Source organism: Limnobaculum xujianqingii (genome assembly GCF_013394855.1).
GTDB lineage: Bacteria > Pseudomonadota > Gammaproteobacteria > Enterobacterales > Enterobacteriaceae > Limnobaculum > Limnobaculum xujianqingii.
This window is the reverse complement of record NZ_JABMLK010000002.1, coordinates 1,319,546-1,342,167: the sequence shown is the minus strand read 5'-3', so window position 1 is coordinate 1,342,167 and position 22,622 is coordinate 1,319,546. Positions and strand designations below refer to the sequence as shown.

Annotated in this window: 12 protein-coding genes, 2 tRNA genes and 4 rRNA genes; 4 read left to right on the top strand and 14 right to left on the bottom strand. The window is 46.3% G+C overall.

Annotated features, from left to right (window positions below):
• Positions 1-25 precede the first annotated feature (25 nt).
• From GOL65_RS20175 to gltP, 3 genes are all read right to left on the bottom strand, one after another.
• Positions 26-1,354: an MATE family efflux transporter gene (locus GOL65_RS20175; protein WP_140921288.1), complete on the bottom strand. Its 1,329-nt coding sequence runs from the start codon at positions 1,352-1,354 to the stop codon at positions 26-28.
• Positions 1,355-1,451: 97 nt separating this feature from the next.
• The gene (locus GOL65_RS20170; protein WP_140921289.1) at positions 1,452-2,054 is read right to left on the bottom strand and encodes a TetR family transcriptional regulator; all 603 of its coding nucleotides are present in this window, start codon (positions 2,052-2,054) and stop codon (positions 1,452-1,454) included.
• 148 nt (positions 2,055-2,202) lie between these two features.
• Positions 2,203-3,504 carry a glutamate/aspartate:proton symporter GltP gene (gltP, locus tag GOL65_RS20165; RefSeq protein ID WP_140921290.1) on the bottom strand — a complete coding sequence of 434 codons (1,302 nt, stop codon included), beginning with the start codon at positions 3,502-3,504 and terminating at the stop codon, positions 2,203-2,205.
• A gap of 844 nt (positions 3,505-4,348) precedes the next feature.
• Between gltP and acs the strand changes: the two genes are divergently transcribed.
• The 4 genes from acs to aqpZ all read left to right on the top strand — a co-directional run bounded on the left by acs (position 4,349) and on the right by aqpZ (position 9,604).
• The gene (acs, locus tag GOL65_RS20160) at positions 4,349-6,307 is read left to right on the top strand and encodes an acetate--CoA ligase (protein ID WP_140921291.1); all 1,959 of its coding nucleotides are present in this window, start codon (positions 4,349-4,351) and stop codon (positions 6,305-6,307) included.
• A gap of 54 nt (positions 6,308-6,361) precedes the next feature.
• Positions 6,362-6,673: a DUF485 domain-containing protein gene (locus GOL65_RS20155; protein WP_140921292.1), complete on the top strand. Its 312-nt coding sequence runs from the start codon at positions 6,362-6,364 to the stop codon at positions 6,671-6,673.
• Entirely contained in the window at positions 6,670-8,325 is a 1,656-nt protein-coding gene (locus GOL65_RS20150) for a cation acetate symporter (RefSeq protein WP_140921293.1), read from the top strand. The genes GOL65_RS20155 and GOL65_RS20150 overlap by 4 nt, the downstream gene beginning before the upstream one ends.
• Positions 8,326-8,902: 577 nt before the next feature.
• On the top strand, positions 8,903-9,604 hold the full coding sequence (aqpZ, locus tag GOL65_RS20145; protein WP_140921294.1) for an aquaporin Z: 702 nt from the start codon (positions 8,903-8,905) through the stop codon (positions 9,602-9,604).
• Positions 9,605-10,307: 703 nt separating this feature from the next.
• Here the strand turns inward: aqpZ and rrf (GOL65_RS20140) are convergent.
• The 11 genes from rrf (GOL65_RS20140) to metE all read right to left on the bottom strand — a co-directional run bounded on the left by rrf (GOL65_RS20140) (position 10,308) and on the right by metE (position 22,529).
• Positions 10,308-10,423: ribosomal RNA gene (gene rrf, locus GOL65_RS20140) — 5S ribosomal RNA — on the bottom strand.
• Positions 10,424-10,453: 30 nt separating this feature from the next.
• Positions 10,454-10,529 (bottom strand) — tRNA-Thr (locus GOL65_RS20135).
• 143 nt (positions 10,530-10,672) lie between these two features.
• Positions 10,673-10,788 (bottom strand): 5S ribosomal RNA (gene rrf, locus GOL65_RS20130).
• A 126-nt stretch (positions 10,789-10,914) separates the two neighbouring features.
• Positions 10,915-13,821 (bottom strand): 23S ribosomal RNA (locus GOL65_RS20125).
• 229 nt (positions 13,822-14,050) lie between these two features.
• A tRNA-Glu gene (locus GOL65_RS20120) sits at positions 14,051-14,126 on the bottom strand.
• 90 nt (positions 14,127-14,216) lie between these two features.
• Positions 14,217-15,759: ribosomal RNA gene (locus GOL65_RS20115) — 16S ribosomal RNA — on the bottom strand.
• Together the 16S, 23S and 5S rRNA genes with 2 tRNA genes alongside form the textbook arrangement of a ribosomal RNA operon.
• Before the next feature lie 388 nt (positions 15,760-16,147).
• Positions 16,148-16,681: a menaquinone-dependent protoporphyrinogen IX dehydrogenase gene (hemG, locus tag GOL65_RS20110; RefSeq protein WP_140921423.1), complete on the bottom strand. Its 534-nt coding sequence runs from the start codon at positions 16,679-16,681 to the stop codon at positions 16,148-16,150.
• A gap of 31 nt (positions 16,682-16,712) precedes the next feature.
• Positions 16,713-18,164 carry a Trk system potassium transporter TrkH gene (gene trkH, locus GOL65_RS20105; RefSeq protein ID WP_140921422.1) on the bottom strand — a complete coding sequence of 484 codons (1,452 nt, stop codon included), beginning with the start codon at positions 18,162-18,164 and terminating at the stop codon, positions 16,713-16,715.
• Between the two features lie 37 nt (positions 18,165-18,201).
• On the bottom strand, positions 18,202-18,813 hold the full coding sequence (locus GOL65_RS20100; protein ID WP_140921421.1) for an IMPACT family protein: 612 nt from the start codon (positions 18,811-18,813) through the stop codon (positions 18,202-18,204).
• Positions 18,813-20,144 (bottom strand): Xaa-Pro dipeptidase, encoded by a 1,332-nt coding sequence (gene pepQ / locus GOL65_RS20095; RefSeq protein ID WP_140921420.1) that lies wholly within the window; start codon positions 20,142-20,144, stop codon positions 18,813-18,815. Before pepQ ends, GOL65_RS20100 begins: the two co-directional genes overlap by 1 nt.
• Positions 20,145-20,252: 108 nt before the next feature.
• Positions 20,253-22,529, bottom strand: a complete 2,277-nt coding sequence (gene metE, locus GOL65_RS20090; RefSeq protein ID WP_140921419.1) for a 5-methyltetrahydropteroyltriglutamate--homocysteine S-methyltransferase — start codon at positions 22,527-22,529, stop codon at positions 20,253-20,255.
• Between the last annotated feature and the right edge of the window lie 93 nt (positions 22,530-22,622).

The following is a 22,622-nucleotide window of genomic DNA, read 5'->3' as shown; positions in this document are numbered from 1 at the left end:
AATACCGGAGCGGTCAGGGAAATGATTACGCCACGATGATTTGATCCATCTGCTTAACCTGTTTTATCAGCAAAAACAGCACCGGAATCATCAGAAATATGGCCGAAAGTGGCATCGCCAGCCAGATACCATCAGTACCTAAATAGCGCGGTAAAATAAACAAGAACGGTAGTTGAATCAGTATATTACAAATCGTAATTATCAGTGCCTTATGTCCTTCTCCGATTGCCTGAAAGAATGCTTCTGTAACGACAAAGAAGCCCTGAATAAACAGCACAAATAAGGAGATACGGATCGCATGAATAATTACCTGCTGCAAACTTTGATTATCACCGGCAAAAAAGCTCGCAAACAGAGCCGGGAATAGCAACAGAGCCACCGTAAAAAACACGCCGCCTCCGACGCTAAACATCATAGCCAGCTTTAATACTTGTTTCGCTGGAACAACCTGTTTTTCACCATAAAAGCGGCTAACAATTGGCTGCATACCGTGAGCCAGCCCTTCAGACAACAAATAGTAAAATGTCAGCAAATAGCCGGTTACTGCATAAGCTGCTACTTCAATAGCGCCACCATATCTCATAAACATAAAGTTATAAGCAACAATCGTTGCCCCTAAATAGAGATACATAAACAGACTTGATGAGCCGTTTTTACTGATCTTCCAGCTAAGGTCTATACGAGGTCTAAAATGGCGTCTCTGCACTCTTACCGGACTGCGCCGACTAAAGATATAAATCAGCGCCAGTACCATTGCTGTTGTTTCTGCAATCACTGTTGCCAGAGCAGCACCCACCAGCTCCATTTCCAGCAACACAATAAAAATGTAGTCCAGCAGGATATTGATTAACGCCCCTATCACCATAAACGTTGTAGCAAGACGAGGCGCATTCAGGTTACGCATCAAATAAGGTGCCGCAATACTGCCTAATACCAGAGGAGCCGCACAGGCTACGACGATCAGAAAGTCATTACCATACTCCAACACTTTGCCGGTCGCTCCCTGAAAGGCCAGAATATTATGCCCAAAGAAATACAGAATAATACTCAACAGAATACCGGGAATAATCATCAGTAATGGCAACTGACCTATATACGATGACGCAATCTCACGATCCCCTGCTCCACGAGACAGAGAAACATGACTACCAATACCAATACCCACCATTAGCCCTACCGCCAGCATGACACCAATCAGTGGCCAGGCAAGATTAATAGCGGCCAGCCCATCACTACCGATATATCTTCCTACGAAGATGCCATCAATAATTTGGTAGGTACCACTAACTAGCATCGCAATTAATGCCGGAATCGCATAGCGAGCAAAAAGCGCTCCAATACGCTGGTTTTGCATAAAAATACCTGAATAGCCTTAATCAATAATAAATCAACGTTTAAAAACATGACAGCAATATCATTGTTGTAAAACAATGAGCTACACCAGAAGATGGTTAGTCAGGCTGATAACCTAACTCATGTCGAATGCTATTTTTAAGTAACTCAGCAGCGGATGCGGGCTGCATAATCGATGGATTAATATATGAGATGGTAATAGTACCGAAGCTAACTGACATTAATCGCCATGCTTTCACCTCAATACTCTCCTGCCGTACATCATGATGAAAAAAACCGCTCTGACACCCTGATTCAATAATGCTTACTACCTCTCGATGTAGCATCAACATAGAATCGCTGTATACCTCTCCCAGTGCTTTATCACGCACTGCCTCTGCCCATGCATCGTTCCAGAGCTTATTCACCGGATCGTTTGGTGATGATGTGGAATAATCCAGCAGTTGAAACAGCTGCTCTGGCGGAGTTAATTCAGCAATCTGATCGCAAATAGCCTGATGATCTTGCAGAGTAAACAGGCGGAATACCTCTCGACGCAGTTCCGCGGTCGAGGAGAAATGGTGATGAATAATACCTGTCGCAGCCCCCAGTTCAGCGCTGACTTTTCGCGTAGTCACATTCATAAATCCATCCCTCAGTGCAACTTTAATCGCTGCATCCAGAATCGCGTTTCTACGTTCATCTTTTGCCATGTAGGACATTGTTCACTCTCAGCTTCTGCCACAAAACGAAATTGATCATATGTTCAATTTGAACATATGTCCATTTTTTTATGTTTGTATTTCCATAAGAAAAAGAGACAAAAACAGCCACTCTAAGGTGGCTGTTTATCAGACTAGAAAAGCGCTATCAGACTATTTTTGTCTTACCAAAAATCTCTTCTTCGTAAGCACGAGCTTTATCTTTATCAAACTGTCTTTCCCACTTAGCGATAACCAGTACCGCCAGCGCATTACCTACAACGTTCAGAGCAGTACGGGCCATATCCATGATACGGTCTACACCAGCAATAAACATCAGACCATCCAGAGGGATACCAACGCTACCTAACGTTGCCAATAACACCACAAAGGATACGCCAGGTACGCCAGCAATACCTTTAGAGGTCACAATCAGGGTTAATACCAGCGTGATTTCCTGCATCAGCGACAACTCAATGCCATACAGTTGGGCGATAAAGATAGCTGCGATACTTTGGTAAAGCGTTGAGCCATCCAGATTGAAAGAATAACCGGTAGGAACGACAAAGCCCGTAATGGCTTTAGGTGCTCCATAGGCTTCCATCTTTTCAATAATTCTCGGCAATACGGTTTCTGAGCTGGCGGTTGAATAGGCCAGGATTAGCTCATCTTTCAGAATGCGGATTAAAGTCCAGATACGTAGACCACATATACGTGCTACGGAACCCAAAACAACTAATGCAAAGAAAATAATCGCGCCATAAACCAACGCAACAAGCTTCACTAACGGAATTAATGAAGAGAAACCAAAGGTTGCAACAGTCACTGAGATCAATGCGAACACACCAACAGGCGCATAACGCATAATCATATGGGTCACTCTGAACATAGTTTCAGACATCGATCTGAACACGTTCAATAGAGGTGCCCGAGTCTCTTTAGGCAGTGACGATAACCCTAATCCAAACAATACGGAGAAGAAAATGATCGGTAGCATCTCGCCTGATGCTAATGCTTTAAAGATGTTGGTTGGAATTAACGACATAATAGTGATGACTAAGCTATGAGCCCCACTCTGCACTTCTGCCGTTGTTGCTTTATATTGGGATATGTCCACCGCATTAAGCTGGGACATATCGATACCGTGACCGGGTTGAAAAACATTAGCCGCCATTAGACCAATCACAATGGCTACGGTGGTGATAATTTCAAAATAAATAATGGTTTTCAGTCCGATGCGGCCCAACTTTTTAGCATCACCGACCCCGGCAATACCGACCACTAATGTTGATACCACAATCGGTACCACAATCATCTTAATCAGACGGATAAAAATGTCGCCGGCAGGCTTGAAGAAGTTAACCACTAACCAATCGGTTGATTCACTCCCATGCATTACAGAACCAACAATGATCCCAAGTACCAGAGCAATCAAAATCTGCCAGGCTAAAGTAAATTTAAAACCTTTCATATATCAAAAATCCTTCAATCTCGTTAAGTGCCTGCTTACAGGCTCGCCTTAAATAAGGCTTTTCATTATTTTTATGCGGGTCTTCAAACAGATAACACCCCGCCAGAATGGTTAACACTCCCTAGTTTTATGGTCAAAAAGCACCATAGAAAAAACACAGGCGCTCTTTTTAGCATCTTATGCAGCAAAATTACATTTTTCTTTACATAAATACTGAAATTCAGACGAATTCACTAGCTGAAACCCTACAAGATAGCATTGTGAATTGCGAAAAAAGAAAGAGAGATTTACCACCATTTTCTGATTTTATTGAGTGAAAATAATTTACTCTTTATCAAATAAAATTAAATCTAATTAATTGATATAAATAACTTATCATAGAGAACTGAAAGGAATAATAACTCATTGTAAGTATGGCAAGATAGCGATGGTAGAAACCCAATAAGTGACGGTATTGGTATATTAGTTCCAATTTTTAAAGCTAATGGTCAAAATGCAGATAAAAGTGGGGGATAAAGCGTGTCTTTTACTGAATTGATATGTCATCAGGCTACTTTATATCCAACGCCTTTTTTGCCCGAAATCATTCGGACTTAATTTTATCCTCTCACCATTCCTCGTTGGTGCATCAAAATCGTGTCAATTTTAGCCCGTCAGAATAAATAATCGTGGTTAAGTTCATAACAGCCTATTCATTTGTCTTTTAAAACAATTTTTCACCTCACCATCATTATCCACTGTAATGAAGCGTGATCTTCCGCGCAAAAAACAAACATAAAATGTGCGCAATGTCCATATAACAACTAAATTACATAATGTTAACAAAATTATAAAGGGGACAATAATGAGCACTGTTCATAAACATCCCGTTCCTGCCGCTATAGCAGAAAACGCGCTGATCAATAAACAGCAATATCAAGCTATGTATCAGCAGTCAGTAGAAGATCCTGACACGTTTTGGGGTACGCAGGGGAAAATTATTGATTGGGTGAAGCCTTATACCAGGGTTAAAAATACATCATTTTCTCCTGGCAATATCGATATTCGTTGGTTTGAAGACGGAACACTGAATTTGTCAGCTAACTGCCTGGATCGCCATCTGGAAACCCGAGGTGACCAGACGGCAATTATCTGGGAAAGCGATGACGGCAGTGAAACGCAAAAAATTACCTATCGTCAGCTCTATCATCGGGTCTGTAAATTTGCCAATGTACTTAAATCACTGGGCATGAAGCAGGGCGATGTGGTGGCGATCTACATGCCAATGGTGCCGGAAACCGCTATTGCAATGTTGGCCTGTGCACGCTTAGGGCTAATACATTCCGTTATTTTTGCTGGTTTTTCTCCGGAAGCTATTTCCGGTCGTATTATTGATTCCAGTTCCCGCTTAGTGATTACCGCGGATGAAGGATTACGAGCAGGCAAAACCATCCCGCTGAAAAAGAATATTGATGATGCATTAGCAAATCCTAACGTGAATAGCGTTGAACACACCATTGTTTTCAGACGAACCGGTAATACCATCAACTGGAAGCCTAATCATGACCTGTGGTGGCATGAACTGGTCGATGCTGCAAATGATGAGTGTGCTCCGGTAGAACTTCCTGCTGAAAGCCCGCTGTTTATTCTCTACACCTCTGGTTCAACCGGCAAGCCAAAAGGCGTGCTGCATACCACCGGAGGTTATCTGGTTTATGCTGCACTGACCTTCAAATATGTATTTGATTATCATGAAGGTGAAATCTATTGGTGTACCGCAGATATGGGCTGGGTGACAGGCCATAGCTATGCGCTGTATGGACCATTGTGTAACGGGGCCACTACCCTCTTTTTTGAAGGGTTATTAACCCATCCCGGCCCTAATCGTATGTCACAGTTGATAGATAAATATCAGGTCAATATTCTGTATACCGCCCCTACCGCCATTCGCTCATTAATGGCACAAGGCAATCTGGCAGTTACGGATACCACACGTAGCTCATTAAGAATTATGGGCAGCGTGGGTGAACCTATCAACCCGGAAGCCTGGGAGTGGTATTACTACACTATTGGTAACGGTAAATGCCCAATTGTTGATACCTGGTGGCAAACGGAGACCGGCGGTTTTATGTTAACGCCTCTTCCTGGCGCTACAGAGTTAAAGGCAGGTTCAGCGACCTTACCTTTCTTTGGTGTCCAGCCTGCACTGGTCGACAATGACGGAAACCTGTTAAGTAATGCTTGTGAAGGCAATCTGGTGATAACCGATTCATGGCCAGGTCAGGCGCGTACACTCTATGGTGACCATGACCGGTTTGAACAGACCTATTTTGCTTCATTCAAAGGCTTCTATTTCAGTGGCGACGGTGCCCGCCGTGATGAAGATGGATATTACTGGATAACAGGTCGGGTAGATGATGTTCTGAACGTATCGGGACATCGTCTGGGAACTGCAGAAATAGAATCGGCGTTGGTTGCTCATCCTAAAATCGCCGAAGCTGCCGTTGTCGGTATTCCTCACTACATCAAGGGGCAGGCTATTTATGCCTATATCACACTGAATTACGGTGAGGTGCCCAGCGATGAGCTTTATGACGATGTTATTAAATGGGTACGTAAAGAGATTGGGCCGATAGCCACGCCCGATATCTTGCACTGGACCCAAACCCTTCCTAAAACGCGTTCGGGTAAAATTATGCGGCGCATTCTACGGAAAATCGCCGACGGCGATACCAGTAATCTGGGAGATACCTCTACGCTAGCCGATCCAGGCGTAGTTGAAAAACTATTGCAGGAAAAAGAGTTAATGAAAGCAGCCTCATAATCTACGCCGCCTTGCGCGGCGATATTCAATCTTTATCTCACAGGAGACGCTCTGATGAATGACCACATTTATCAACGGATTGAAAATAACCCGCGCTTCAAAGATCTGGTGCGCAAACGGGACATCTTTGCCTGGACGCTCTCGTTTATTACATTAGCCCTGTATGTTGGCTTTATTCTGCTTATCGCTTTTGAACCCCAGTGGTTGGGAACACCTGTTGCAGAAGGCATCAGTATTACTCGCGGTATTCCAATTGGCCTCGGTTTAATCGTTGCCTCTTTTATTTTAACTGGAATCTATGTCTATCGGGCGAACAGAGAGTTTGATGAACTCAATGCGCAAATTTTGAATGAGGCACACCAATGAAAACTCGTTTTTTCTCTGCCTTAGCGCTACTGGCAGCCTCACCAATGGTTTTTGCTGACGCCATTGGTGGTGAAGTCAAACGCCAGCCGCTAAATATTGAAGCGATAGTGATGTTTATTTTGTTTGTTGGCGCAACACTCTACATCACTTACTGGGCCTCTAAACGTACCCGTTCCCGCTCTGATTACTACACCGCTGGCGGAAAAATCACCGGATTACAAAATGGTTTAGCCATTGCCGGTGATTTTATGTCTGCTGCATCTTTTCTTGGTATCTCTGCACTGGTTTATACCTCTGGTTACGATGGCCTTATTTACTCTATCGGGTTCTTAATTGGTTGGCCGATAATTCTATTCCTGATAGCCGAACGCTTGCGTAATCTGGGGAAATATACTTTTGCTGATGTCGCATCATATCGTCTGGGACAAAAAGAGATCCGTACCCTATCAGCCTGTGGCTCGTTGGTGGTAGTGGCTTTGTATCTGATTGCTCAGATGGTAGGAGCAGGTAAGCTAATTCAGTTGCTGTTTGGTTTGAACTACCATGTAGCAGTCGTCTTAGTTGGTATCCTGATGGTGATGTATGTATTGTTTGGCGGCATGTTAGCGACAACATGGGTGCAAATAATCAAAGCCGTGCTGTTACTGGCCGGAGCCAGCTTTATGGCTATCATGGTCATGAAATCTGTTAACTTCAATTTTAATGAACTCTTCGTTCAGGCAATTAAAACCAGCCCGAAAGGTGCCGCCATTATGAGTCCGGGTGGATTAGTTTCCGACCCAATATCTGCGCTCTCATTAGGTTTAGCGCTGATGTTTGGTACTGCCGGATTACCACATATCATTATGCGATTCTTTACCGTAAGTGACGCCAAAGAAGCACGCAAGAGCGTATTTTATGCCACTGGTTTTATCGGTTATTTCTATATTCTTACCTTTATTATCGGGTTTGGAGCCATCTTCCTGGTAGGTGGAAATCCGGCGTTTAAAGATGCAGCCGGAGCCCTGATTGGAGGAACCAACATGGCGGCAGTTCATCTTGCTGATGCCGTTGGTGGTAGTTTCTTCCTTGGATTTATCTCTGCCGTTGCATTTGCCACGATTCTGGCAGTGGTTGCAGGTTTAACTCTGGCGGGTGCCTCTGCCGTTTCCCATGACCTCTATGCTAATGTTATCAAGCAGGGTCAGGCTACCGAACGCGATGAGTTAAAAGTCTCAAAAATAACCACCGTGGTATTAGGATTTGTCGCCATTGGGCTGGGTATTCTGTTTGAGAAGCAAAATATCGCTTTCATGGTGGGCCTGGCATTCTCCATCGCGGCAAGCTGTAACTTCCCAATCATTATTCTGTCAATGTATTGGAAAAAACTAACCACTCGAGGAGCCATGATTGGCGGTTGGTTAGGATTGCTCAGTGCTGTAGGACTGATGATCCTCGGCCCAACCATCTGGGTACAAATACTGGGTCATGAAAAAGCTATCTATCCTTATGAATACCCTGCATTATTTTCGATGATAATTGCTTTTATGGGAACCTGGTTCTTCTCCATTACTGATACATCAACAAATGCAGTTCAGGAAAGAGAGTTGTTCTACTCTCAATCCATTCGTTCACAAACGGGCTATGGTGCTTCAGGTAGCGTATCCCATTAATTAAAAAAGCTAGCTATGTTAAAGGCGCCATTGGCGCCTTTAATGTTAATTTAATAGCAGACAGGGATCGTCAGCCAGTCACCACCGCAACTCTTGCAGATTTAACATGGAATATCATTATTCAGAATTGCAGGTTGTAATGTATCTGTTTTACATTTAGGGCACTGCATTTTGTTTCACTCCCTGAAAAACAACTCATTGTTCAGTAATAACTACTTCATATTAAATATTTTTACATGAAATACTACCGCATAGAAACTGAGAATAATAATAAATACTAAATTACAGCTTAAACCGATATAAACAATCGCATAAAATAATAATATTGAATTTGAATAATTAACATACGGTCACCTTATAGCGAATAAACCTTAAAAAATCTTATATATCAATATATTAAATTAATATATTCCTGAAACAATACAAACAACGCTTCTTATGTGACTAATATCGCACATTTGAATAAAAACCACTGCTCGGTATACACTCTGGCCCGTCAGTCGTAATGGACTATATTCATAGGATGGGCGTACTAATCGTTGGTATGTCTGTTTATTCTTTTAAGGAAAATTACATCATGTTAAGAAAACTCTCAGCTGAGTTCTTTGGTACTTTTTGGCTAGTCTTCGGTGGTTGTGGTAGTGCTGTTTTAGCTGCTGCTTTCCCCGGCTTAGGCATTGGCTTTGCTGGCGTTGCGCTGGCGTTTGGCCTTACCGTATTAACCATGGCTTATGCTGTCGGTCATATTTCTGGTGGGCATTTTAACCCAGCAGTAACACTTGGTTTATTTGCAGGTGGTCGTTTTCCTGCTAAAGATGTTGTTCCATACATCATTACACAAGTTATTGGCGGTATTGCTGCTGGTGCAGTGTTATACCTGATCGCCAGTGGTAAAGCAGGCTTTGATGCCAGCGCCAGTGGTTTTGCTTCTAACGGTTATGGCGAGCACTCTCCTGGTGGTTTCTCTCTGCAGGCTGCCATTGCAGCTGAATTCGTATTAACTGCATTCTTCCTAATCATCATTCATGGTGCAACGGATAAACGTGCCCCTGCCGGGTTTGCTCCTATCGCGATTGGTCTGGGTCTGACTTTGATTCACTTAATCAGCATTCCGGTGACTAATACCTCTGTTAACCCAGCGCGTAGTACTGGCGTTGCGATTTTCCAGGGCGGCTGGGCGTTAGAACAACTGTGGATTTTCTGGCTGGTGCCTATCATTGGTGGTATCGTCGGTGGTCTGATCTACCGTGGCCTGCTGGAATGTAAAAAAGCAGACTAAGCACTACCTGAAATTAATATTAAACCCGCTAATTTATGGCGGGTTTTTTTATTGTCACTCCAGCATCTTCTTTCAGATACATTCACTCATAGAGGTAAATAAATACAACTCAGCTAAGCACAAGAAATTCCATATGCCTCAAAATCCCTCATAAACCAGCCATAGTTCGGTCTTAATTAATTCTTCAGTGATATCTGCATACTCTCTGTATTCATCTCACAGCTTCATATTTAGACTCAGCCTGAATTAGCTGGGAAATGTTTAGCTCTTAGCTGTTACAAAGGTAAATTACTATTAACTCGACACTATAGAGATAAGCAAGATCAACGTTGTTATCAAATTAAGAAGACCGTTTTTCATTGGAAAATCTTATTAATCACTTCTGCCGTTTATTATTTATGGCTTCGCTTCTACTTTTGTATTTAGACATCACTTTTTCTCAAACTCTCTCTGGAAGTTTGTTCTGGCTTCTTTCGGGTAGCAAGCTACACCCAAACTACATCACTATTAAAGCAAAAAACCCTCAACTTTCGCTGAGGGTTTCTCTTAATTTAATTAAAGCCTGGCAGTTTATTAATAACTATGTCATTCACCTTTCAGATCAATGCGTCACAGGTTTACCCTACTCTCCATCAAATAACGAACTGCATCACCACCAAAGCAAAAAACCTCAGTCTTTCGACTGAGGTTTCTCTTAATTAAAGTCTGGCAGTTCCCTACTCTCGCATGGGGAAGCCCCACACTACCATCGGCGCTACGGCGTTTCACTTCTGAGTTCGGCATGGGGTCAGGTGGGACCACCGCGCTATCGCCGCCAGACAAATTCTTTCTATGTCTAACATAATTAAGTGGTGCTGATACCCAGAGTCGAACTGGGGACCTCACCCTTACCAAGGGTGCGCTCTACCAACTGAGCCATATCAGCGCCAAAACTGGCTTTATCAGATACAAACCTGATAACAATATCTACAGTCTAGTAGTTTAAATGACTTTGTCATTTAACCATCGGGACAAGGTTTGTACCATTCCCTGGTTTCAGCTACTGATACTGTTTACATCAAATTTAAAGCCTGGCAGTTCCCTACTCTCGCATGGGGAAGCCCCACACTACCATCGGCGCTACGGCGTTTCACTTCTGAGTTCGGCATGGGGTCAGGTGGGACCACCGCGCTATCGCCGCCAGGCATATTCTGTTTCATGAACCGTTGCATTCAATATCACTATCGCACACAACCATTCATTCCAATCCTGAACATTCGCTGAAATCTGACTTCTTTACTCTCTCAATCCCAAAACACCTTCGGTGTTGTAAGGTTAAGTCTCACGGTTCATTAGTATCGGTTAGCTCAACGTATCGCTACGCTTACACACCCGACCTATCAACGTCATAGTCTTTAACGTTCCTTCAGTGGACTTAAAGTCCAAGGGAAGACTCATCTCGAGGCAAGTTTCCCGCTTAGATGCTTTCAGCGGTTATCTTTTCCGCACGTAGCTACCGGGCAATGCCATTGGCATGACAACCCGAACACCAGTGGTGCGTTCACTCCGGTCCTCTCGTACTAGGAGCAACCCCTCTCAATCTTCCAGCGCCCACGGCAGATAGGGACCGAACTGTCTCACGACGTTCTAAACCCAGCTCGCGTACCACTTTAAACGGCGAACAGCCGTACCCTTGGGACCTACTTCAGCCCCAGGATGTGATGAGCCGACATCGAGGTGCCAAACACCGCCGTCGATATGAACTCTTGGGCGGTATCAGCCTGTTATCCCCGGAGTACCTTTTATCCGTTGAGCGATGGCCCTTCCATTCAGAACCACCGGATCACTATGACCTACTTTCGTACCTGCTCGAGCCGTCACTCTCGCAGTCAAGCTAGCTTATGCCATTGCACTAACCTCACGATGTCCGACCGTGATTAGCTAACCTTCGTGCTCCTCCGTTACTCTTTGGGAGGAGACCGCCCCAGTCAAACTACCCACCAGACACTGTCCTCAACCCGGATTACGGGCCAAAGTTAGAACATCAAACATTAAAGGGTGGTATTTCAAGGTTGGCTCCACGATGACTGGCGTCACCGCTTCAAAGCCTCCCACCTATCCTACACATCAAGGCTCAATGTTCAGTGTCAAGCTATAGTAAAGGTTCACGGGGTCTTTCCGTCTTGCCGCGGGTACACAGCATCTTCACTGCGAGTTCAATTTCACTGAGTCTCGGGTGGAGACAGCCTGGCCATCATTACGCCATTCGTGCAGGTCGGAACTTACCCGACAAGGAATTTCGCTACCTTAGGACCGTTATAGTTACGGCCGCCGTTTACTGGGGCTTCGATCAAGAGCTTCGCTTACGCTAACCCCATCAATTAACCTTCCAGCACCGGGCAGGCGTCACACCGTATACGTCCACTTTCGTGTTTGCACAGTGCTGTGTTTTTAATAAACAGTTGCAGCCAGCTGGTATCTTCGACTGGCTTCAGCTCCATCCGCAGGGGACTTCACCTAATGCCAGCGTGCCTTCTCCCGAAGTTACGGCACCATTTTGCCTAGTTCCTTCACCCGAGTTCTCTCAAGCGCCTGAGTATTCTCTACCTGACCACCTGTGTCGGTTTGGGGTACGATTTAATGTTACCTGGAGCTTAGAGGCTTTTCCTGGAAGCAGGGCATCAACTACTTCACCACCGTAGTGGCTCGTCATCACGCCTCAGTGTTAACAGCCAACCGGATTTACCTGGTCAACCCACCTACACGCTTAAACCGGGACAACCGTCGCCCGGATAGCCTAGCCTTCTTCGTCCCCCCTTCGCAGTAACACCAAGTACAGGAATATTAACCTGTTTCCCATCGACTACGCCTTTCGGCCTCGCCTTAGGGGTCGACTCACCCTGCCCCGATTAACGTTGGACAGGAACCCTTGGTCTTCCGGCGAGCGGGCTTTTCACCCGCTTTATCGTTACTTATGTCAGCATTCGCACTTCTGATACCTCCAGCAGACCTCACAGTCCACCTTCGCAGGCTTACAGAACGCTCCCCTACCCAACAATACTTTCGTATCGCTGCCGCAGCTTCGGTGCATGGTTTAGCCCCGTTACATCTTCCGCGCAGGCCGACTCGACCAGTGAGCTATTACGCTTTCTTTAAATGATGGCTGCTTCTAAGCCAACATCCTGGCTGTCTGTGCCTTCCCACATCGTTTCCCACTTAACCATGACTTTGGGACCTTAGCTGGCGGTCTGGGTTGTTTCCCTCTTCACGACGGACGTTAGCACCCGCCGTGTGTCTCCCGTGATAACATTCTTCGGTATTCGGAGTTTGCATCGAGTTGGTAAGCCGGGATGGCCCCCTAGTCGAAACAGTGCTCTACCCCCGAAGATGAGTTCACGAGGCGCTACCTAAATAGCTTTCGGGGAGAACCAGCTATCTCCCGGTTTGATTGGCCTTTCACCCCCAGCCACAGGTCATCCGCTAATTTTTCAACATTAGTCGGTTCGGTCCTCCAGTTAGTGTTACCCAACCTTCAACCTGCCCATGGCTAGATCACCGGGTTTCGGGTCTATACCTTGCAACTATACGCCCAGTTAAGACTCGGTTTCCCTACGGCTCCCCTATTCGGTTAACCTTGCTACAAAATATAAGTCGCTGACCCATTATACAAAAGGTACGCAGTCACACCCATAAAGAGTGCTCCCACTGCTTGTACGTACACGGTTTCAGGTTCTGTTTCACTCCCCTCGCCGGGGTTCTTTTCGCCTTTCCCTCACGGTACTGGTTCACTATCGGTCAGTCAGGAGTATTTAGCCTTGGAGGATGGTCCCCCCATATTCAGACAGGATGTCACGTGTCCCGCCTTACTCATCGAACTCACAATCTGTGCATTTTGGTGTACGGGACTATCACCCTGTACCGTGCGACTTTCCAGACGCTTCCACTAACACACAAACTGATTCAGGTTCTGGGCTCCTCCCCGTTCGCTCGCCGCTACTGGGGGAATCTCGGTTGATTTCTTTTCCTCGGGGTACTTAGATGTTTCAGTTCCCCCGGTTCGCCTCATACGACTATGTATTCATCGTATGATAGTGCAACGAATTGCACTGGGTTTCCCCATTCGGGTATCGCCGGTTATTACGGTTCATATCACCTTACCGACGCTTATCGCAGATTAGCACGCCCTTCATCGCCTCTGACTGCCTAGGCATCCACCGTGTACGCTTAGTCACTTAACCTCACAACCCGAAGGTGTCTCGAAAGACAACATTCTAAAGTCGTAAACAATTGAGAGACTCGCTCAGTCCAATTAGTGTCAGTGTATTACTCACTATTGGCTGAGGATTCAAATTTCAGCTTGTTCCGGATTGTTAAAGAGCAAATATCTCAAACATGACTGGGCTGTGAATACAGCGAAATCAGTTTTGAGATATTCATCGACAATGTCTTTCACCCATCATCAGCAAGTGGCGTCCCCTAGGGGATTCGAACCCCTGTTACCGCCGTGAAAGGGCGGTGTCCTAGGCCTCTAGACGAAGGGGACACAGATATGTCAGCTTCGCAGACGCTTTGCTCTCTTTTCATTTCATCAGACAATCTGTGTGGACACTGCACTCAATCAGTATCTTTCAGGTAAGGAGGTGATCCAACCGCAGGTTCCCCTACGGTTACCTTGTTACGACTTCACCCCAGTCATGAATCACAAAGTGGTAAGCGCCCTCCCGAAGGTTAAGCTACCTACTTCTTTTGCAACCCACTCCCATGGTGTGACGGGCGGTGTGTACAAGGCCCGGGAACGTATTCACCGTAGCATTCTGATCTACGATTACTAGCGATTCCGACTTCATGGAGTCGAGTTGCAGACTCCAATCCGGACTACGACGTACTTTATGAGGTCCGCATGCTCTCGCGAGGTAGCTTCTCTTTGTATACGCCATTGTAGCACGTGTGTAGCCCTACTCGTAAGGGCCATGATGACTTGACGTCATCCCCACCTTCCTCCGGTTTATCACCGGCAGTCTCCTTTGAGTTCCCACCATTACGCGCTGGCAACAAAGGATAGGGGTTGCGCTCGTTGCGGGACTTAACCCAACATTTCACAACACGAGCTGACGACAGCCATGCAGCACCTGTCTCAGAGTTCCCGAAGGCACATTCGCATCTCTGCAAACTTCTCTGGATGTCAAGAGTAGGTAAGGTTCTTCGCGTTGCATCGAATTAAACCACATGCTCCACCGCTTGTGCGGGCCCCCGTCAATTCATTTGAGTTTTAACCTTGCGGCCGTACTCCCCAGGCGGTCGACTTAACGCGTTAGCTCCGGAAGCCACTCCTCAAGGGAACAACCTCCAAGTCGACATCGTTTACAGCGTGGACTACCAGGGTATCTAATCCTGTTTGCTCCCCACGCTTTCGCACCTGAGCGTCAGTCTTTGTCCAGGGGGCCGCCTTCGCCACCGGTATTCCTCCACATCTCTACGCATTTCACCGCTACACATGGAATTCTACCCCCCTCTACAAGACTCTAGCCTGCCAGTTTCGGATGCAGTTCCCAGGTTAAGCCCGGGGATTTCACATCCGACTTGGCAGACCGCCTGCGTGCGCTTTACGCCCAGTAATTCCGATTAACGCTTGCACCCTCCGTATTACCGCGGCTGCTGGCACGGAGTTAGCCGGTGCTTCTTCTGTGGGTAACGTCAATACATGAAGCTATTAACTTCACATCCTTCCTCCCCACTGAAAGTGCTTTACAACCCTAAGGCCTTCTTCACACACGCGGCATGGCTGCATCAGGGTTTCCCCCATTGTGCAATATTCCCCACTGCTGCCTCCCGTAGGAGTCTGGGCCGTGTCTCAGTCCCAGTGTGGCTGGTCATCCTCTCAGACCAGCTAGGGATCGTCGCCTAGGTGAGCCATTACCTCACCTACAAGCTAATCCCACCTGGGCACATCCGATGGTGTGAGGCCCGAAGGTCCCCCACTTTGGTCCGAAGACATTATGCGGTATTAGCTACCGTTTCCAGTAGTTATCCCCCTCCATCGGGCAGTTTCCCAGGCATTACTCACCCGTCCGCCACTCGTCACCCGGGGAGCAAGCTCCCCTGTGCTACCGTTCGACTTGCATGTGTTAGGCCTGCCGCCAGCGTTCAATCTGAGCCATGATCAAACTCTTCAATTAACAGCTTGATGCTCAAAGATTACTTTCAATAATTCAAATGAATTACTGTCTGGTCACTCTTTAAGACTTGGTATTTTTTGTGTCGTTACACCGAAGTGCAATGACGTGAGATACCGTCTTGTGAGTGCCCACACAGATTGTCTGATAAATTGTTAAAGAGCGATGTTGCGGCGAAAAACTTCCCGCAACACGGGCTGCGTATACTACGCTTTCCCGCGTCAGAGTCAAGTGTTAAATCACAGATTTATGCACGATAACGTCTGAACTGAAGCAGCTGTTGCCGTGTCAGTGGAGGCGCATTATAGGGACTCAGAATCATCTGGCAAGTGCTAATTGATAAAATAATTTTAACCGCTTTATTTTTCGCCACAATGCCATAATAAACAGGCTATTTGCTGATTAAACGTTCGAATTCCCCGGCAAACTGCTTCACTTTATCCCAATCGGTATATTCTACGTCTTTGCTGCTGTCCGTTTCCCCTTTAGTCATTTTCATAATTAACTGAATCATGACTCGATCTAACCAGGTATAACGAGGGTAGCGTAATGCGCCGGCAAAAACGCCGCAAAGGGTTGGATGCCACTGAGTCGCCGCCAGATACTTACGGGTATAGCTGTTAGTTTCCGCCGTTTGTTTTTCTACTTTTCGGGCAATCAGCGAAACGGAAACAAAGGCGCTCGGCATTTGGTTTAATGCCTGATAGTGACGTTCAACAAATGTCCTGAACTCTTTATGGAAGTGACCATAGCGAATAGCTGCACCAATCAGAACGCCGTTATAGTCTGCGAAGTTAACTTGCGGGACATCATCCACATTATACAGATCGACCTGGATATTCTTCTCACGCAATTCATCAGCAATACTGGAGACAATAGTTTTCGTTTGCCCCTCGCGACTTGAATAAATAAGCAATGCTTTCATGGGTTATTCCTTTCTTATTGTTTGTTTCCCGTTACTCACGCCAGAAAATTGGCGTAAGTAGAACCAGAAGCGTAAAGACCTCAAGACGACCAAACATCATGCTCACAATCAGGATCCACTTGGCAGCATCATTAACCTGCGCGTAGTGGCTGCCAAAGTCACCAATACCAATCCCCACGTTGTTTAATGCAGAGACAATGCCGGTGAAGGCAGAAAATGCATCTAATCCGGTAGCCATCAGCGCCAACATGCCAATGATGAACACCAGCGCATAAGCGGAGAAGAAGCCCCAAACCGCTTCAATGACGCGTTCCGGCAAAGCCCTGTTTCCCAGCTTAATGGTATATACCGCATTAGGATGAACCAGACGCTTCAGCTCACGTACTCCCTGTAAGAACAGTAACAGTACGCGAATAACTTTAAGTCCACCACCGGTTGAGCCCGCACAGCCACCAACAAATGTCGCCATAAGCAACATCACCGGTAAGAAGGTCGGCCAGGTGGCAATCGCCTCTGTAGAGGAACCGGTAGTAGTGGTCATGGATATCACATGAAAAAACGATTGGTTCAGCGATTCCAACAGGGTGCCGTACACATCTTTCTGCCAGAGCATTAAAGTACAAATGGCAATCAGGGCAACCTGAAAGAAGAAGTACATTTTAAATTCCGGATCGCGCCAGTACACCTTAACGCTGCGCCCGCTTAATACGGCAAAGTGCAGGCCAAAGTTACACCCGGAAATAAACAAAAACACGGCAGTAATATTATTAATTAATGAACTGTTATAAAACGCCAGACCACTTTCATGAGTAGAAAACCCACCAATAGCAACGGTGGAAAAACTGTGCCCAATGGCATCAAAGGGACTCATACCCGCCGCCCAAAGAGACAAAGCGCAGGCAATAGTAATTAGTACATAGATGAACCACAGCGTTTTTGCCGTTTCTGCAATTCGTGGTCGCATCTTACTGTCTTTTAACGGGCCGGGAATTTCTGCCCGATAGAGCTGCATACCACCTACGCCCAGTAGCGGTAAAATGGCCACGGCTAATACGATGATCCCCATACCCCCTAACCATTGGAGCATCTGGCGATAGAACAGAATGGCTTTAGGCAGGCTATCCAGACCAACCAGAGTGGTAGCACCTGTGGTGGTTAATCCGGAGAATGATTCAAAGAACGCATTGGTGATACTCATTCCCAGCGATTCAGCAAAAATAAACGGCAATGCCCCTACGCTACCCAGTACCGTCCAGAACAGTACCACGATCAGGAAGCCCTCGCGGGACTTCAACTCGTGCTTTTGATTACGATTTGGGAACCACAGGAACAGACCGATAATAATCGCCACAACAAAGGTTTGGGTGAATGCACTACCGGCACCATCGCGATAAATCAGTGCAACTATCCCCGGGACTACCATTAATCCGGAAAATAGGATAACCAAGAGCCCGACAATACGGGTTATTGTGCGAAAGTGCATTCCGGTTCGACCTTTTTCAATAAAAACCTGAGGATTATTACGTAACCGGAGACAAAAGCAATGCTCCACGGCTGACATCACGTAATTTACCGGCAATTTGCTCAATATGTAATGTCGGTAATGACAATATTAAACGAATATCTGCACCATAGTCGGCACGCACAATCTCGCCACCAGACTGCTGAACTAAGGTTTCTACCATGGTTAATTGCTGATAATCACACACCAGCAAAAATTCTGACTGAGGTATGCGCAACTGGGTGGGTAATATCTTCAGCGCCTGTTGAACACCATTACCATACGCCTTAACCAGTCCGCCGGTACCCAACAAAATACCACCATAATAGCGAACCACGACTGCCACCACTTCGCCCACTCCGCTTCCCATAAGCTGGGCCAGCATTGGTTTACCCGCGGTTCCTGAGGGTTCACCGTCATCAGAAAAACCCAGTTGCTGAGAATCATTTGGTGCACCGGCAACAAATGCCCAACAGTGGTGCCGTGCATCCGGATGCTCATCCCTGATTTGTTGTATAAACAGTTTAGCCTTATCGGCACCGTTTACCGGTGCAAGATAAGTAATAAAGCGGCTCTTTTTAATTTCTTCATTAAATGTCACCGCTTCAGCAGGTATTAAATAGGATTCCATCAGGACAGTTTCAAATCCCGCGTCATGTTTTCCACCCGATCTTTACGAATCACCACGTTATCCTCAATACGGATACCGCCGTACGGCCTGAATTTATCAATGCGCAACCAGTTAAAGTTAGGGTTGAACTGACTATCACGCCATGGAGCCAGCAGGGTATCAATAAAATAGAGGCCCGGCTCAATGGTCATCACCATACCCGGTTCGAGGTCACGCGTGCAGCGCAGCGGTGGATGTCTTTCCGGTGCCGGGCGATGGGTACCGGTATCATCCTGCATAAATCCGGCAACATCATGAACCTGTAGCCCCAACGGATGGCCAAGACCATGAGGGAAGAAAGTGAAACTGATTCCAGTTTCAACGATATCTTCTTCGCTCATATTCACAATCAGATCGTATTTTTTCAGCAGCCTGGCAATGCGTTGATGCATTTGCAGATGATAATCCACAAAGTTAACCCCGACTTTTAACGTAGCGATCAGCGCCTGCTGTTCAGCATTCAGATCTTTTATCAGCAAATCAAAATCGCTGTCTTTATGTCTGGCGTAGGTACGGGTCAGATCGGCGGCATAACCGTTATATTCAGCACCGGCATCAATCAGAAAGCTGAAAGATTCCGCCGGAGTAGATTGCTCCATCTTGGTGTAATGCAACACCGCCGCATGGTCATTCAACGCAATAATATTATCGTAAGGAACGTTGGTATCCCGATGACCAGTTGCCGTCAAATAGGCCAGATTAATATCAAATTCACTCATATCGGAATAAAACGCATCCCGGGCGGCTTTATGACCATTAATCGCGACTTTCTGTGCCTCACGCATACAAAACAGCTCATAGTCAGTTTTGTATGAACGATAGTAATGCAGATAGTCGATGACCGGTTTAGGGTTAATGTTTTTTTCTGAGATACCCAGCCACTTGGCTCTGGAAGAATTTGGTCCTATATAACCCACCTTGTCTCGTTGCGTCGGCAGGTAGCTATTAATGTCATCAGCCTTTTTCAGCGGTTGAATATCAATGTAAGGAGTCCAAAAACTATTTGGTAATGGTTCAACGCTGTACCAGTAATCAACCGGAGAGTAGAACCAAAGTTTTGGCTTATTGACACCATCTACCAAAATCCAGCAATTTTGCACTTCGGTGACCGGCACCCAAGCCTTGAAATGAGGGTTAACTTTAAACGGGTAATCTCGATCGTCGAGAAAAAGTCGAATCAATTCACCAGAGTGAATAAGCAAAGCGTCGAGCTGATTCCGTTCTAAAACGGCCTGGGTACGTTGCTGTAATACAGAGAGATGCGCCTGGTATAACGATGCTAACTTTTCCATCAGATCACCCTATTAAAATTATTAATCCGTTTAATTTTATCACAGCTATAAAAAAGGGGCGCTGAATGCGCCCAATGATTTTCTGATTAAGTGATGCAGAATCAACTATTAATAAGATTCCCGCAGCGAACGGGCTGCCTGCACCATGTTTTCCAGTGACTGCCGGGTCTCCGGCCAGGCGCGGGTTTTTAAACCGCAATCCGGGTTTACCCACAGGCGTTCCGCGGGAATGCGTTGGGCCGCGCGACGTAATAATGCTTCAATCCATGCCACGCTCGGTACGTTAGGCGAGTGAATATCGTATACCCCTGGCCCAATCTCATTTGGATACTCAAATGACTCAAACGCTTCCAACAGTTCCATATCAGAGCGTGATGTTTCAATAGTGATAACATCCGCATCCAGTGCAGTAATGGAATCCATAATGTCGTTAAACTCGCAGTAACACATATGGGTATGGATTTGGGTTTCATCCTTCACCGAAGAAGCGTTCAGACGGAATGCTTCTGTTGCCCAGTCCAGATAATCATTCCACTCTGCTTTTTTCAGCGGTAATCCTTCTCTCAACGCTGGCTCATCAATTTGGATGATGCCAATACCCGCCGCTTCCAAATCACTGACTTCATCACGCAGAGCCAAAGCGATTTGTTTGGCAATCACTTCCCGGCTGACATCTTCACGCGGGAATGACCAGCAGAGAATGGTTACCGGGCCAGTTAACATCCCTTTCACCGGTTTCTCAGTCAGAGACTGAGCATAACGCGCCCATTCGACGGTAATAGGTTGCGGACGGCTGATATCGCCAATAATGATCGGTGGCTTTACACAGCGTGAACCATAGCTCTGTACCCAGCCATTTTGCGTAAACACGAAACCGTCCAGATGTTCACCAAAATACTCAACCATGTCATTGCGTTCAGCTTCACCGTGCACCAATACATCCAGCCCTAAGCGCTCCTGCTCAAGTATGGCCTGTCTGATGTGTTCGCTGATTCCGGTACGGTATTTACCGCCGTCCAGACGACCCTGTTTAAAATCGAGGCGCAAAGTACGAATATCCGCAGTCTGTGGGAATGAACCAATGGTAGTGGTTGGCCACAACGGTAAATTATATTTTGCCCGTTGCAGCTCAGCACGTTGAGTGTAAGGCTGCTGGCGTTGGCTATCCTGCGGGCCAATTTTTGCTAAACGCTGTTCCACCGCCGAATTATGTACTCGTGCAGATTTTTGACGGTTGCGGACAGGCGCACTGTATTCCGCCAGTTTTTGCTGTAATTCACTGTCTTGCGCATTATTCAGAGCCTGAGTTAACAAACTAATTTCGCTACATTTTTGCAAGGCAAAGGCAAACCAGCTCTTCACTTCCTCATCCAGTCTGGTTTCACGAGCCAGATCGATTGGACTGTGCAGCAATGAGCAGGAGCCAGAAATCCACCAGGCTCGTTGCCCCACCAGCGGACGTAATTGTTCAAACCAACGTGATAGATCTGCCCGCCATACGTTACGACCATTAATAACACCGAGCGAGAGCAGCCAATCTTGTGGCAAGACTTGATGCAACTGTTCAATATTATCTTTACCCGCCACTAAATCGACATGCAGCCCCTGCACAGGTAAATGACGAATGGTCTCCAACTGATGGCTGATTCCGTCAAAATAGGTGGTGAGTAATATTTTCACCTTTCCAGTTAGTGCCTGATAGGCTGGTTGCCAGGCCGCCAGCCACTCTTTTGGCAGATCCAACACCAGTGCAGGTTCATCAATTTGCACCCATTCAATACCGCGCTCTGCCAGTTTAGTCAGTACTTGCTGGTAGACCGGTAAAATGTCCTGCAACAGTGTCAGACGATCGAATGATTCACCTTTTACTTTTCCTAACCACAGGTAGCTCAGTGGCCCCAGTAATACCGGCTTAACCCGATGGCCTAAAGCAATGGCTTCATCCACTTCATCAAATAACTGATTCCACGCCAGATCAAAACGCTGACCACGAACAAACTCTGGCACCATGTAGTGATAGTTGGTGTTAAACCATTTGGTCATTTCTGCCGCTACCGCTGGCTTACCGGTTGGAGCCCGGCCACGACCAATGCGAAATAGCGTATCAATATCGATAGTGCCATCTTCATTACGATGACGCTCAGGTACATTACCCAGCAAAAGGCTGGTTGCTAAAACATGATCGTACCAGGCGAAATCCCCTACTGGCAGCAGATCGATTCCGGCATCACATTGTTGTTGCCAGTGACGGGCTCTCAGTTCACGTCCGGTCTCTAACAGACTTTGTCTGTCGATATCGCCACTCCAGTAGCGCTCTAATGATTTTTTCAACTCTCGCTCCACGCCAATACGCGGGAAGCCTAAAATGTGACTCTGGATACTCATATCAACCTCATTTAGCCGTCTAGATGTTTACACATCCATAATCAACAGGTATGGTGTGATCCACAAGCGCAACTTTTTCATACAGAGAGTGAA

Coding starts and splice junctions, on each gene's coding strand:
- pepQ (WP_140921420.1), bottom strand. CDS start 20,144: ATGGAAAAGTTAGCATCGTTATACCAGGCGCATCTCTCTGTATTACAG.
- metE (WP_140921419.1), bottom strand. CDS start 22,529: ATGAGTATCCAGAGTCACATTTTAGGCTTCCCGCGTATTGGCGTGGAG.
- hemG (WP_140921423.1), bottom strand. CDS start 16,681: ATGAAAGCATTGCTTATTTATTCAAGTCGCGAGGGGCAAACGAAAACT.
- GOL65_RS20100 (WP_140921421.1), bottom strand. CDS start 18,813: ATGGAATCCTATTTAATACCTGCTGAAGCGGTGACATTTAATGAAGAA.
- GOL65_RS20150 (WP_140921293.1), top strand. CDS start 6,670: ATGAAAACTCGTTTTTTCTCTGCCTTAGCGCTACTGGCAGCCTCACCA.
- acs (WP_140921291.1), top strand. CDS start 4,349: ATGAGCACTGTTCATAAACATCCCGTTCCTGCCGCTATAGCAGAAAAC.
- trkH (WP_140921422.1), bottom strand. CDS start 18,164: ATGCACTTTCGCACAATAACCCGTATTGTCGGGCTCTTGGTTATCCTA.
- GOL65_RS20175 (WP_140921288.1), bottom strand. CDS start 1,354: ATGCAAAACCAGCGTATTGGAGCGCTTTTTGCTCGCTATGCGATTCCG.
- GOL65_RS20155 (WP_140921292.1), top strand. CDS start 6,362: ATGAATGACCACATTTATCAACGGATTGAAAATAACCCGCGCTTCAAA.
- aqpZ (WP_140921294.1), top strand. CDS start 8,903: ATGTTAAGAAAACTCTCAGCTGAGTTCTTTGGTACTTTTTGGCTAGTC.
- GOL65_RS20170 (WP_140921289.1), bottom strand. CDS start 2,054: ATGTCCTACATGGCAAAAGATGAACGTAGAAACGCGATTCTGGATGCA.
- gltP (WP_140921290.1), bottom strand. CDS start 3,504: ATGAAAGGTTTTAAATTTACTTTAGCCTGGCAGATTTTGATTGCTCTG.